Source organism: Qipengyuania sp. RANM35 (assembly GCF_041021145.2).
Classification (GTDB): domain Bacteria; phylum Pseudomonadota; class Alphaproteobacteria; order Sphingomonadales; family Sphingomonadaceae; genus Qipengyuania; species Qipengyuania soli.
The window spans coordinates 99252-112699 of sequence record NZ_CM196433.1; the positions used below are offsets into that span (position 1 = coordinate 99252).

The 13448-nt window shown below is 62.6% G+C and carries 9 protein-coding genes; 7 read left to right on the top strand and 2 right to left on the bottom strand.

Going from position 1 to position 13448, the window contains the following annotated elements; genetic code table 11:
- Window positions 1-134 precede the first annotated feature (134 nt).
- The gene (locus RAM60_RS00600; protein WP_369026018.1) at window positions 135-2045 is read left to right on the top strand and encodes a M1 family metallopeptidase; all 1911 of its coding nucleotides are present in this window, start codon (window positions 135-137) and stop codon (window positions 2043-2045) included.
- Between the two features lie 3 nt (window positions 2046-2048).
- Here the strand turns inward: RAM60_RS00600 and RAM60_RS00605 are convergent, their stop codons facing one another.
- Entirely contained in the window at window positions 2049-3857 is a 1809-nt protein-coding gene (locus tag RAM60_RS00605; protein WP_369026017.1) for a hypothetical protein, read from the bottom strand.
- Between the two features lie 202 nt (window positions 3858-4059).
- Here RAM60_RS00605 and RAM60_RS00610 point away from each other — a divergent pair, with 202 nt between their 5' ends.
- From RAM60_RS00610 to RAM60_RS00635, 6 genes are read left to right on the top strand one after another with little or no spacing between them, the layout of a single operon-like run.
- On the top strand, window positions 4060-6186 hold the full coding sequence (locus RAM60_RS00610) for an FAD-dependent oxidoreductase (protein ID WP_369026016.1): 2127 nt from the start codon (window positions 4060-4062) through the stop codon (window positions 6184-6186).
- A complete protein-coding gene (locus tag RAM60_RS00615; protein ID WP_369026015.1) occupies window positions 6173-6943 on the top strand; it encodes a hypothetical protein in 771 nt (256 codons plus the stop codon). Before RAM60_RS00610 ends, RAM60_RS00615 begins: the two co-directional genes overlap by 14 nt.
- Entirely contained in the window at window positions 6943-8001 is a 1059-nt protein-coding gene (locus tag RAM60_RS00620; RefSeq protein WP_369026014.1) for a polyprenyl synthetase family protein, read from the top strand. Before RAM60_RS00615 ends, RAM60_RS00620 begins: the two co-directional genes overlap by 1 nt.
- An 8-nt stretch (window positions 8002-8009) precedes the next feature.
- Window positions 8010-9065: a saccharopine dehydrogenase family protein gene (locus tag RAM60_RS00625; protein WP_510639991.1), complete on the top strand. Its 1056-nt coding sequence runs from the start codon at window positions 8010-8012 to the stop codon at window positions 9063-9065.
- On the top strand, window positions 9062-10303 hold the full coding sequence (locus RAM60_RS00630; protein ID WP_369026012.1) for a hypothetical protein: 1242 nt from the start codon (window positions 9062-9064) through the stop codon (window positions 10301-10303). The genes RAM60_RS00625 and RAM60_RS00630 overlap by 4 nt, the downstream gene beginning before the upstream one ends.
- Complete coding sequence (locus tag RAM60_RS00635) at window positions 10300-11526, top strand: hypothetical protein (RefSeq protein WP_369026011.1); 1227 nt, start codon at window positions 10300-10302, stop codon at window positions 11524-11526. Before RAM60_RS00630 ends, RAM60_RS00635 begins: the two co-directional genes overlap by 4 nt.
- Here RAM60_RS00635 and RAM60_RS00640 read toward each other — a convergent pair.
- Window positions 11486-13444, bottom strand: coding sequence for a TIR domain-containing protein (locus RAM60_RS00640; protein ID WP_369026010.1), 1959 nt, complete (start codon window positions 13442-13444; stop codon window positions 11486-11488). The genes RAM60_RS00635 and RAM60_RS00640 overlap by 41 nt on opposite strands.
- Window positions 13445-13448: the final 4 nt, after the last annotated feature.

Sequence of the window (13448 nt, forward strand, 5' to 3'; positions counted from 1 at the left end):
CATCTGGCCATAGCTGCGGATACGTTTTCGCGCGCGAAGCTGGAACTTGGCGGCCGGATCGGCAATAGGCACCGCGCGTTGACCCCGTATCATCCCGAGATGAACGGGAACCGAAAGATTAGCCGGAGAACACCATGCGTCGCATCATCCCCGCCATCAGCCTGTTGCTTGCGTCGACTGCCTGCACCACCAGCGGTGTCGCAGTCGCTCCCGAAACGCGCGAGCCGACGATGATCGCGCCGATCCTGACGACGCCCGATGCTCTAGATGCCTCGACCTACGCCAAGCCGCAGGAGGCGCGCGTCACCCATGTTGCGCTCGATCTGGCGCTCGACTTCGATGCCAAGCGGGTCGGCGGGACGGCCGCGCTCGACATCCTTGCCGCCCCGAATGCTTCAGAGGTGGTCCTCGATGCGCTCGGCCTCGAGATCCTTCGCGTGACCGACGGCAAGGGCCGCGAACTTGGCTGGCGCATGGGCGCAAGCGAGGGCGAAAAGGGTGCCCCGCTGACGATCGATCTGGTCGATGCTGCGGGTGCCCGTACCGACCATGTCGAAATCCAGTATCGCGCGGGCGCAGATGCCGAAGCGCTGCAATGGCTGAGGCCGGAGCAGACCGCGGGCAAGGTCCACCCCTATCTCTTCAGCCAGGGGCAGGCGATCCTCAACCGCAGCTGGATCCCGACACAGGACAGCCCCGGCATCCGCCAGACCTGGGAAGCCCGCATCACAGCACCCAAACCGCTGGACGTGGTCATGTCCGGCATCATCCAGGGCGAGCCCGAAGACCTCGGCGATGGTCGCCGCGCCTTCCGCTTCGTCATGGACAAGCCGGTTGCGCCCTACCTCATTGCCATCGCCGCGGGTGACATCGATTTCGCCCCGGTCGGCTCGCGGACCGGCGTCTGGGCCGAGCCTGCGACACTCGCACGCGCTCGTGCCGAAGTGGGCGATACCGAGGAAATGGTCGAGGCGGCCGAAGCCCTCTACGGTCCCTATCGCTGGGGCCGCTACGACATGATCGTGCTACCGCCCGCCTTCCCCTACGGCGGGATGGAGAACCCGGTGATGACCTTCCTCACGCCGACCTTCATCGCGGGCGACCGGAGCAACAACGGTCTCGTCGCGCATGAGCTGGCGCATAGCTGGTCGGGCAATCTCGTTACCAATGCGGTGTGGGGCGACAGCTGGCTCAACGAAGGCGTCACGTCCTATTTCGAAAACCGCATCGTCGAGGCGGTCTATGGCAGCAAGCGTGCCAAGCAGGAGGTCGCGCTCGACTACATGGCGATCCTCGAGACGCTGGACGAGGTTGGTCGCGATGCGCCGGGGACCGCACTCCATCAGCCCGACGGCACAGAGAGCGCCGGTTCGGCGATCATCTACAACAAGGGTGCCGCCTTCCTCCGCACGCTGGAGAAGGAGACCGGTCGCGAGCGCTTCGACGCATGGCTTCGCCAGTGGTTCGACAAGCACGCCTTCCAGCCGGCAACGTCCGACATGATCTATGCCGACTTGAAGGCGAATCTCGCGGGCAGCGATGCCGAGGCGGAACGCCTCAAGCTGAAGGAATGGATTTACTCCCCGGGCCTCCCGGACAATGTCGCCAAGCCTGACCCGGCTGCTTTTGCGACCGTCGATGCGGCGTCTGCAGCCTATGCCAAGGACGGAACCCGTCCCGTGGGCTGGGAGACGTGGACCTCGGCCGAGCGTCAGCGCTTCCTCAAGAACCTTCCGCGCAAGCTCGACGCTGCCGAATTGGCGCAGCTGGACGAGCGGCTGGGCCTGTCCGCGAGCGGCAACAATGAAGAACTGTTCCTGTGGCTCGAGCTCGCCATGACCAATCGCTATCAACCCGCCGTCCCGCAGGTCGAGAAATTCCTCGGCCATGTCGGCCGCACAAAGTTCGTGCGCCCGCTGTTCCAGGCGCTGTGGAACCAGAGTGACTGGGGCCGGCCGATCGCCAAGCGTATCTATGCCGAAACCCGCGAGACCTACCATTCGGTGACGCAGGGCGCCGTCGACCGGCTGATGGCCAAGGAATAGCCGTCAGCCGGGCAGGCTCAACGGCCGCGTCTCGTAATGGAGGCGCCACTGCTGGACTTCGGCGAGCATGATCTCGCCCAGCCTGTGCGACCTTTCGACCAGCCGCTCGTAGGTGAGCGGGTCGGACGCGATGGCCGCGCGCAGCTGTTCGAGGCGATAGGCGATGACGGTCGACCGTTCGCTCGTCCCGGCGAAGTCGCCCTGTGTCCGGATGCCGTAAAGCGCGCCGGCAATGGCAGGGAACAGGGCCGTGACGAAGGTCACGAGCGGGGCAATGCCCCAGTTATCGGCCATGTGGCCCATGCCCAGTGAAACCGTCAGATAGGCGATGCAGGCGATGATCGTACCGTAGAAAAGGAAGTCCCCCGCCTGGTGCAAACGGTGGTTGGCACGGTGCATCACCCCGGCATTGGCGATGTGATAATCGACCTGCTCGTCGATCATCGAAACGATCGCATTACGAACGATCTTGAGGAAACTTTTGTCGAGAACTGCGGTGACAAGGCCAAGCTCGCGTGCGGTCGCGCGGGCATACCAGCTGACCCAGCCCGGGTGTCTCGTCCCATCCTCCACATCCCGCAATGAAAGCCGGCCCAGCACCGAAGACAAGCTCAACAGGCGCAGTCGTTCGGCCAGGTGGCGGCGGTCGAGCCAGAACTGATGAAGCTTCAGGCGCTGTGCGCCGCGGGTGTTGAGGATGATCGCGGTGATCACCATCAGTTCGCCGATGATGAAGAGCTTTTTCAGCTCGGGAGCCAGGAGGCCGGACAGGGCGAAGAGGACCGCGAGTCCGGCCATGGTGAAGTTGGTCACCATGCTGGAACGGAATCGGAGGGAGAACTGGTTGGCCTGCGCATCGGCTCGTCCGAACCGTGACAATACCTTCTCGTTGAGGCGCGTCCCGAATGCGCCGCAGGTGGAGAATGGCGCCACATGGCTGCGCATGTAGTCGGCACTTTCTTCGGCGCTTCCCGAGGTGAGGCGCAGCGATGCCAGCGGCTTCGCACCGGTCAGCGCGAGAAGTATCGGCCAGCCAAATGAATAGCGCCGCAGGTTCATGTCGCCCGCGACGAATTTCTCGAGCGACTTGAGGTCCTCCGGCCTGACCGGTGGTTCGCACAGAGCCCGGATCAGCTCGGGCAGCGCCTCGCTTGCCGGCGCCCGCTCTACGCCGTCGATCGACGGGCGTTCGGGGATTGCTTCGTGCAAGCCTCCCCACAGCAGTTCGGGTGGCGACTTGCCCGTGGCGTCGATATGGATCACCGGCTGGTTGAGCGCCACGGCCTCGGCGATCACCTCTGTCGTTCCACCACGCCCTCGCGATGCCTCGCCGTCCCACACGGCCAGCAGTATGTCGCATTGCCCCAGCACCATCTTGCCGGCCATTTCATATGCGGCGGTGTCCGCACCGTGATGGTCGGTCAGTGCCATCAGGGAATCCGCGCGGTCGATCAGCGCCTGCGTATCGCTCCATTCCTCCTTGCCGAAGTCCTCGGCATATGTTTCGGGCGGGAAGGGCAGACAGACCGAGATACCGAGCCCGGCCTCCAGCGCAGCCTGCGCGGCGAGGACATCCGCGCCCTCTGCCAGTGACGTGACCAGCTTGGCATTCGGTGCTTCAGGGGCGAAGACCTTCGAATGCTCGCGATGTAGTTCGGCCAGCGTTTCCTCAGCCTTGCGGAACACGTCCTTGCAGTGGTCGCGAATGGTTTCGTGATGGTCGGCGCTCAGGCGAGGTGGACGATGCCCCGTGATCCCGAACCTCAGGGCGAGACGCGGCCGGAAATCGGCATGAGCTGCAGTTTCACCCATGGCTCGTCGATGCCCTCCTGTCCCCGGCGTCGTGGGGAGGGTGTAACTCCCCGCGCACCAAGAGAAAAGGCACGGACGGACCTATCCTTGCGGGGTGTGGACAAAGCCGCGCGTTTGTGGAACCCCTTGTCACCTCTTCGGGGGAGGAGGGAATCATGGGCTACCTGCCATTCCAACCAAGCTTGCCAGCGGCGAAAGACCGTTGAGCGAAGGGCCCACCAAAGTTGCCATCATCGGTGGCGGGTGCGCAGGGATGACGGTCGCCTGGGAACTGACCAAGCCAGAACTTGCCGGAGCGTACGAGGTCACTGTCTACCAGGAAGGGTGGCGGCTTGGCGGGAAAGGGGCTTCCGGCCGCGGTCCGAGTGGCAGGATCGAGGAACACGGGCTCCACATCTGGCTGGGTTTCTACGACAATTCGTTCCGCATGATGCGCGAATGTCATGCGGAACTCGAAGCGGCCGGTCTGGGCCATGTCTATGGCGACTGGCGCGATGCCTGGACCCCAGAAAACGACATCGCACTCTGTTCGACAGGCGAAGACGGCACATTCCAGAAATGGACCGCGCACATGCCGCCGCGGCCGGGACTGCCTGGTGATCCCCTGCCGCCCGACCTGGTCTTCAGCCTGCCTTATTACCTGTCGCGCGCCTTCGACCTGTTTCGTTCGCTGGTGCTGGATACGCGCGTTGATGGTGAAGGCACCCTGTCGGGACTTGATCGACCACCGGAGGGAGCAATCAAGGCGCGGTTGCTTTATCTCGCCAAGTTGGGCGGCTTCGCAGGAGCAGCCGCATTGGCAGAGGGACTTGGCGTTCTTTCCGCCTTGGTTCGCACCATGACGCCAGAAACTGCGGACAGCCTCCTGCATGCGGCCCAGGGCACACTCGATCGCCTGCGCAACTGGATCGAGGACGAATGGATCGCCGACGATCCCAATCGCTTCCTGTGGGAGATCGCCGACCTTGCATTGGCCTCGACCGTCGGACTGATCCGGTTCAACGCGCTCTCGCACCCGCGTGGACTGGAATCGATCGACGACTACGAGTGCCGCGAATGGATGCGGATCAACGGCGCATCGGTTCGCGCCCTGCAGTCCCCGTTCATGCGCGGCCTTTATGACCTTGCGATGGGCTATGTGCATGGAGACCCGGACCAGCCGGCGATTTCCGCTGGGCAGGGACTGCGCGGCACGATGCGCACGTTCTTCGGGTATCGCGGTGCATTCATGTGGCGGATGCGCGCAGGCATGGGGGACGTGGTTTTCGCACCGCTCTACACGGCGCTCAAGCGGCGTGGCGTCCGCTTCGAGTTCTTCCACCGCCTCACGGACATGGGTCTCGGCGAGGGCAAGGACCATGTCGGCAGGTTGACCTTCGACGTCCAGGCAAGGGTTGCCGGTGATGAGGAATACAAGCCGCTAATCCCGGTGAAAGACAGGCCCTGTTGGCCATCCTACCCGCTGCTCGACCAGCTGAGGGAGGGCGGGAAAATCGAGCGCGAAGGCTGGAACCTCGAATCCCACTGGGACCGCCGCAAGGCAGGCACCCGCACGCTGGAGGTAGGAGAGGATTTCGACCTTGTCGCGCTTTGCGTCGGCCTTGGTGCGGTGCCTCATGTGGCTAATGAGCTTATCGCACACGACCAGCGTTGGCGGGGAATGGTCGACAATGTCAGCACTGTCGCGTCGCAAGCGTTTCAGGTTTGGCTCGATGAAGATATCGAGACTCTCGGTTGGGATGGCCCGGCCTACATTACCGGTGCCTCGGCCAAGCCTTTCGACACCTGGTGCGACATGGCGCATGTCGTACCGGAGGAAGGGTGGAAAAGGCCGCCTGTAACATCGGTCTATTTCTGCGCAGTCCTTCCGGAGCCGCAAACGCCGCCCTCCGACAAGGACCGCGACTATCCGGCACGTCGTGCCCAGGAGGTACGCCAGAATGCCGAGGAATACCTGACTGGTCCGATGCGCGAAGTCTGGCCGGGCGCTTTCGACGCCTCGGGCGAATTCCGTTGGGAAATCCTGAAAGCACCTGACGACGGCACCATGAAGGCTGAACCGAAGGGACGCGAACGTTTCGCGACGCAATACTGGCGAGCCAATGTGAACCCTTCGGATCGCTACGTGTTGCATAAGCCCGGGAGCCATCGGCACCGCATTTCACCGCTCGAAGTGAGCTATGACAATTTGACAATCGCAGGCGACTGGACCGATAGCGGATTCCATTCAGGCTGCGTCGAAGGCGCGGTCATGTCGGGGTTGCTCGCTGCACACGCCTTGTCGGGATCGCCGAGGCTGGAGGACATCACCGCTTATGACCACCCCTAAGAGCAAGTCGCCCAAGAAGGCCCGTTCCAGGAAGCCGGAACCCGCGCGCACAAACGCCATCCGGTCCGGTGTCAGGGCCCAGGCGGCAAACGCCAAACGCGCCGATTCTGAGGAGCGCGACCACTCGAAGGACCCGGCGATCGACGAGGCGGTCGCCGATGCGGTTCGATCAAGCTACGACACGCTTGCCAAGACCATCGCCCAGGGGCGCGAAGCGGCGGAGAAGTTCCGCCAGGGCCAATACAACATGCGCCAGGTCCCCCACGACGTGGAGACGATGATCCTGCGGTTGCTTGACCTGGCACGTCAGCTGAGCGGGACGACGATCGATATCGTCGAACAGCTTCTGCACCAGATGACCGCAGTTGCGACTTTGCCGGAGCCCGGTGCCACCAAGGTGCCGTCATTTCGTGAACACGGGAAGGGCAAGCATAAGGGACCTGGGGACGAAACTTCAGGCCTCCTGCTCACTGTCCGGATCAAGGGTGCGAAGGAGGGTGCGAAAGACCAGCACGCCATGCTCCAGCGACCGAAGAAGCCTACCCGACCAGAACAGCTTTCCGTAACTCCGCTGACCACCCGTAATGGCGAGGCAGAATTGGCTGGCAAAGTCGAGTTTTCCTTCGACGTTTCCATCATGGGACTGGTCGCCACGGTTCCAGTTCCTTCCGGACAACCTGCGGGCACTTATGTCGGTCAAATCTATACCGGCGACCAGGACGAGCCCCTTGGTCTGATGGTCCTGAAGGTCGGCTGATGGCTACGAGGGGGCAGGACCGGTTGGAGATGATCCACCCCTCGCTCCCGCCCGACGGACTGCTTGCCCGTTACTCGGCCGCGACCAAGGGACAATTGCGACGCTACCTCGAGAACGACAGCCCCGAGCCCTTTCTCGACCCGCTGCTGGCGGAATACCCCGATCGCGGCGGCAAGATGATGCGTCCGGCGATCTGCATCGCCAATGCCCGTATCTTCGGCGAAGCACGCGAAGAGGTCTATCGCTGCGCAGCGGCCGTAGAGCTGCTCCACAATGCCCTGCTGATCCACGACGATGTGCAGGACGGCAGCGACATGCGGCGCGGACGACCGACCCTGCATGCTATCCATGGCATGCCCTTGGCAATCAATGCCGGCGACGCGCTGCTGTTCACTGCCTTCAGGCCATTGCTCGATGCGGTACGCACCATGGGATCCGATGTCGGACGACAGGTGCTGGATGTTACGATGACGATGGCTCGCCAGACTGCCGAGGGGCAGGCGCTTGAGCTGGGTTGGCGCGACCGCAATGTTACCGACCTTGCCGAGGCGGACTACTTCCGCATGGCGCTGAAGAAGACTGCGTGGATGGGCATGATCTGGCCCGCGCAACTGGGCCTGATCGTCGGCTCGTGGGGCCGGGCCGATCCGCAACGCGTGATCGGCTTCGGCCATTTCCTGGGCGTCGCATTCCAGATTGAGGACGACCTGCGCAACCTTTCTGAGGACCCCGGTTACGGCAAGGAGCAAAATGGCGATCTCTACGAAGCGAAACGTACGCTCATGCTCGTTCATGTCCGTAACGCTGCATCGGTGAACGAGAGGAAGCGGATCGATACTTTCCTCGGCCTGACACGTGATCAACGCACGGACGCAGACGTTCTCTGGCTGGCCGCACTGATGGAGCGCAAAGGCTCCATCGCTTACGCACGAAAGGTTGCAGCCGCCATGGCCGGCGCTGCGCTTCAGGAGTTCGAACAGGCCTACGGCGACATTGGCGATTGTGAGGATCGCCAGTTCCTTGCCGGGCTGGTGCGCTGGGTGTTCGACCGACCATGAGGGGGCGAGTGATCCTCTATGGTGCAAGCGGCTATACCGGCCGCATGATCGCCGCGCAGCTGGACGAGGTCGATGAACTCGTCGTGGCGGGCCGGAACGCGGCCAAGGTTGAAGCCGTGGCTCAACCTCTCGATCGCGAATGGTGCTCTTTCGATCTCTCGGATCGGGCAGAGACAGTGTTCGCGCTGTCAGGCGCGGACATCCTGCTCAATGCGGCAGGGCCCTTCGACCGCACGGCCATGCCGCTGATCGACGCATGCCTTGCGACCGGAACCCACTACCTCGACCTCGGTGGCGAATGGCCGGTATTCATCGACATTATGGCACGCGATGAAGAGGCGCGGGCGGCAGGAATAATGCTGCTGCCCGGTGTAGGGCTGACCATCGCAGCGACAGACTGCCTGCTTCTGCGTGCGGTCGAACTTTGGCCCGATACCGCCCAGCTCGACCTTGGGGTCTCGCGTGCTCAGGTCGTGTCCCGTGGCAGCGCTACGAGCATGTCGGGTCTTGTCGCGCCGACCGCTTTGATTTGCCGTGATGGGGAGCTGTGCGAGGTTCCTTCTGGGAGCTTGGCGAAGGCATTCGATTTCGGCGAGGGCATGAGCGAGGCCGTGGCGATGAGTTGGGCGGATGTCGTTACCGGCCATTTCACCACCGGAGTCCCAAACGTAACCGTTTACAACGAGATGCGCTGGCACGAACGCGCGACATATCGCGCTACTGGTCTGGGGATGGGCTTTACAGGGAGAAATGCCTTTCGTGCGGTCGGAGGACTGATCACCCGGACTTTGCGCGAAGGTCCACCGGAGGTCGCGCGGGGTTCGGCCCGCTTTAGCATGGTGGTGGAAGCGCTGGACCCTTGGCGACGGCCAAGATTGCTGCGCCTGGAGACGCTCGATGGATACGGTGCCTCGGCCCGTATCGCCGAAGAGGTGGTTCGCCGGGTCCTTGCGGGAGAAAGTCAGCCGGGCTTCAACACGCCCGCACGACTAATGGGGTCATCGCTTGTCGAAACGTCGGGAGCCGGTGAATTCGAGACGTTGAGCGGGAGGAGCGCGGCGTGAGGCCCAACCACAGCCCCGAATACGTGCAGTCGGACAACTCGCTCGACGTGGCGCCGCCCTATTTCTTTCCCAATGTGGACGTCCAGGGATTCGTTATCGAGGCCGACCTCAAGGCGGTGCAGAAATATTGTGACGATTTCCTCAACCTTGGCACGCGCGAGGAGCGGGGGTTTGAGTATCGGGCCGTGCCCGCCTGGCCTTTCGCCCAGCTCCTGTTCCTGCATTATCCCGTGATGATCAGCGCTGCGCCCGACGTGGTCAAAGGGGGGGGTGGGCGGGATTCGGAAAACCCCATTCCGAGTAACAATCCCGATTTCATCGTGCCGATGGCGGATCGTGGAACCACCAGCCAGAACGAGGTCTTCGCGGCAATTCCGGTGATGCGCTACGGGGTCGGTCCAAAGGGATTGCTGGTCGAATCCGAACTCGAATGGATTCTCCCGTTCATCGTCGTGGACCAGCCCTGGTCGTGCGTCTGCGGCCGCGAAATGCTTGGCCTCGGCAAGATGATGTCGCGCATCGATATCGGTCCGGGCTACTTGCCGGGTAGCTTCCTCGGCCAAGTCCACATGCCGGGCTGGGACGGAATTTCTCCCGAGATGCAGCACGACCTTCCGTTCCTCTATGTCCAGACCGGACCCGCTTTGCCCACTTTCCGCGCGACCGAGCCGCTCAAGTCGCTGGCGACCGCATTCCAGGCCAAGCCGGTCCGCTGGGCATTGGAAAAGATTGCGGGCCTGTCAAATTTTGTCGACGATGCGTCACTCGGCCTGGTCCCGACGACCATGCAGACCGTTGCCCTGAAGCAGTACCGGGATGCCGTCGACCCGGAGTGCGCTGTCTACCAGGCGCTGGTCGGTTGCCGTTCGAAATACTCCGAGATCAGCAACCTCGATTTCTACGACGAGCGGGATATCTGGGTCATGTTCAACTACGTCGGCAGTTTTCGCGAGGCCGTCGACGTGATCCTCGGCGACGAATTAAAGAAGCCGCTGGTGGTCTATCCGGAGCTGGACAAGACCGTGTCGATTACCGGGCGCATGGCAAAGGTCGTAGGCGCCTTCAAGTTCTCGGCCAATGTCGATTTCGACGACATGCGGGTGCTGCACGAGTTCGATATCCGCAAGGACAGGAAAGAGGGCGGCCACGGGCAAGTGCTGAAGCGAGGGTCGAGCGACCTCACGGCACGCTGGTTCCGCCCGCTCAAGGGATTCTTCGGGCCGAGGCCGATGCCATGACGCGCTTCATCGAATCCTTCACGACCCGACACATGCTGACCCCGTGGACTACGAAGGCGGCGCAGACCTGGCTGTTTCTGGCGGCGGTCCCTGCGAAAAAGGTCAGAGATTATCTCGAGCATTTCATGAATTCCAAGGGCCCGGACCGCGCGAAGTATCACTACGAGGTCTGGGCCGAGCCTTCGTTCGGCTTCCTCACCGTGGTCGATCACGGCGATTTCAGGAGCCTGCATGAAAGCGAAGACCCCGAGCGAACGCTGAAGCACCGCGAAGTCATCTGGACATTTCCGGCAGCGCGTTATCGCAGGACCGACGACAATCTGCTGGTCGAGCGGACCCTCGTCTGGGTGCAGCCGTTCTATTTCGATAACAACAGCTACGTCACCTTCTCCAGCCGCGAAATCTATGGTGGCGAAAAGGGGATGGCCGACGTGCTGATTGCGGATGGCTCGACCGGGCAGGACTTTCATATGGATGTCGACCTGCACGGCTTCTCCACATACAGCCCGCGCTCGCAGGTTCGCGATCTGGGGGGCGTGCATATTCGTGGGGGTCCGATGGTGACCGACCCGCCCGCACAATTGCGAAGTGGTGAACAGGCCCATCCACCGAAGGGGAGCGACGGACCCCCGGGGAGCACCATCGGCCCTCCGTTACCCTCAATGAAGGAACTGCTCGCCCAGGATGCCGAGGTGCGCAAATTCCTCCTGACGTTCAGCAGTATCCTTCCGCCGGAATGGTCCATCGACAATCCGGGTGAGCATTTCGAAGTGCCCGAGATCGAGCTGAATTCCGTGAAGCAGTATCGCGATGCGAACGACAGCTATCTGGCCGCCTACAGGGCGCTCGTCTCATCGCAGGTCAGCCATTCGAACCTGGATGGCTTCAAATGCCTGCCGAAGGAGCGCGTGGACGTCCGCTTCATGTGGTCGGCCAGCTTCAGCGAGCAGTTGATCAACCTGTTCGGCCTGGAGCCCCCGGAGGAGGGCGCAGGCCAATTGGGACATCTAGGTAGGGGGATGCATATCGACGATTCCGGGATCGACTGGAACCTGCCTGCAGTGAAGCTGGACGTCAAATTGGCTGTCTACTTCACGTCCGATGCGCAATTCGATGTGATCAAGGTCCTGCACGCCTATGGCGACAGCCCCAATTATCATCACATGCGGGTGGATTCAGAAATCAAGCCTGAGCCGTCACCCGCTTCCGGACCTCGTCCTTGAAGTCATAGGGTAGCTCGCTGATCATGTCGGGCCACTTGTCGCTTTCCACCCAATAACGGCACAGGCCCAGCCGGTCGCACAGGTCGACGAAGCGCGGCAAATTGCGCATCGTGCTCCAGGGCCCGAAAATCGTGCCATGGAAATAGGTCCCCGCACGGTTGCCTTCGGGCTGGAAGATGAAGTCGTAATTGGCCTTTTCGGCCATATCGAGCGCATCTTCGGGGAAGCCGAAGACGCTGATCCCGGTGATGATGTTGAGCGGCACCGTGCCGGTGGCCTCGAGCAGTTCCTGGTAACGCGCTATGCGGCGTTGAGCTTTTTCCGGATCCTTGGACCGGACCGTTAGGGAGAATGCGCGCGAGGCCTTGAGATCGACTGCCTGCCAGCCATCGAACCTTTCGATGTCGCCGATCACCTCATCGAAATCTTCCCACAACTCGGTGACGCCTGCCTGGTTGATGAGCGCAAGCAGCATTCCGGGATTGTCCGGCCACTTGCGGTACAGCTCGCGATGGAGCTTCATCGAAGCCTTGGGCTCGCCGACATAGGCGAGCATTTGCGCGACCTGGATCGCGGCGGCGGGCAGCATCGGGTTCAGCTCGAAGGCTCGCTCGGCCAGGGCGATACCCTCCTGGGCACGGCCGACTGTCCAGTAGAAATTGCTGAGTTCGGTCAGGACGAAGGGATCGTTTGGCGATGCGGCGAGCGCCTTGTTCAACAAGGCTTCGCGCTTGGAGTAGGCGCCCCAGGGCTCGAGCAGGGCAAGCGCAATCAGTGCCCGCGTCCGGTTGGGATCGAGTGACAGCGCCTGCTCTGCCGCCTCGCGCGTCCTCCTCGCGCCCTCGGCATAGGATATGCGCGAGTGACCCGAACGCAGTTCCGTCGCGCGTGCCGTTGCCAGCATCTCCCACGCCGGGGCGAAGTCGGGCCGGGCGTCGACGACCTTTTCCAGCAAGGGAATGGCCTTGAACGCTGAATCGTCGAATACCGAATCCCCACCAGCGAGGTGCGCCTTGGCGCGCAGGAAGCGTTCGTAATCGATCGAAGTCAGCGGGCGCTCCGCCACGGCCGGTTCGAGCGCGACCTTGAGTGCCTGGGCTACCGATTCGGCGATTTCCTCCTGCAGGGTGAAAACGTCGTCGAGCGTGCCGTCGAAGCGGTCGGCCCAGATGGCCGAGCAACTGGAGCATTCGACGAGTTCGGCCGAAATGCGCACCCTGTCGCCCCCGCGCCTGACGGTCCCGTCGAGCAGGTGGGTGGTGCCGAGCGCCGCCGCCACATGCGCGGTCGCCTTGTCCGCACCGCGAAACTGGAAGCTCGACGCCCGCGCGACGATCTTGAGCGATGTGGCACGAGCGACCGTGCGCTGGATCTCGTCGGATACGCCATCGCAGAAATAATCGAGGTCGGGGTCGGACGAGAGATTGTCGAATGCCAGCACAGCGAGGACATTTTCAACCGGCCCGGTCTTGGGCTTGTTCTGCTTGAAAGCTGCGACGGCTTCCACCGGGTTTACCGCGCGCGTCGAGCGACCGGTGAGTTCCGCCACGCTGTCGATAATCTTGCGCCACGAAGGGTCCTGCGCATCGCCTTCCCAGTGCGAGAGCATCTCGCAATGCATGCGGTTGAAGGGCAAGGGCGGCAACGCGCCGTCGACGCTCATCTGGACGAGCTTGTCCGAATTATAGGCCATGTCGGCCTCGGCCGGGACCCAGCGAGAGGCGCGTGCATCTTCGGACCAAAGCACCAGCACTGCGGATGCACCACGTAACTGGTCCTCGATCACGGTCGAAAAAGCCCGATGCGCGGGCAATTCGTCGTCGATCCACACCGAGTATCCCGCTTCCTCCAGCGCACGGGCGGCACGGCGAGCGTGCGCCTGTGTCGACCTGGCATAGGAAACGAATACATCCGTCACCGGG

Excerpts from the sequence above, each read along its gene's own strand:
- RAM60_RS00635 (WP_369026011.1), top strand. The coding sequence starts at position 10,300 with ATGACGCGCTTCATCGAATCCTTCACGACCCGACACATGCTGACCCCG.
- RAM60_RS00615 (WP_369026015.1), top strand. The coding sequence starts at position 6,173 with ATGACCACCCCTAAGAGCAAGTCGCCCAAGAAGGCCCGTTCCAGGAAG.
- RAM60_RS00600 (WP_369026018.1), top strand. The coding sequence starts at position 135 with ATGCGTCGCATCATCCCCGCCATCAGCCTGTTGCTTGCGTCGACTGCC.
- RAM60_RS00620 (WP_369026014.1), top strand. The coding sequence starts at position 6,943 with ATGGCTACGAGGGGGCAGGACCGGTTGGAGATGATCCACCCCTCGCTC.
- RAM60_RS00605 (WP_369026017.1), bottom strand. The coding sequence starts at position 3,857 with ATGGGTGAAACTGCAGCTCATGCCGATTTCCGGCCGCGTCTCGCCCTG.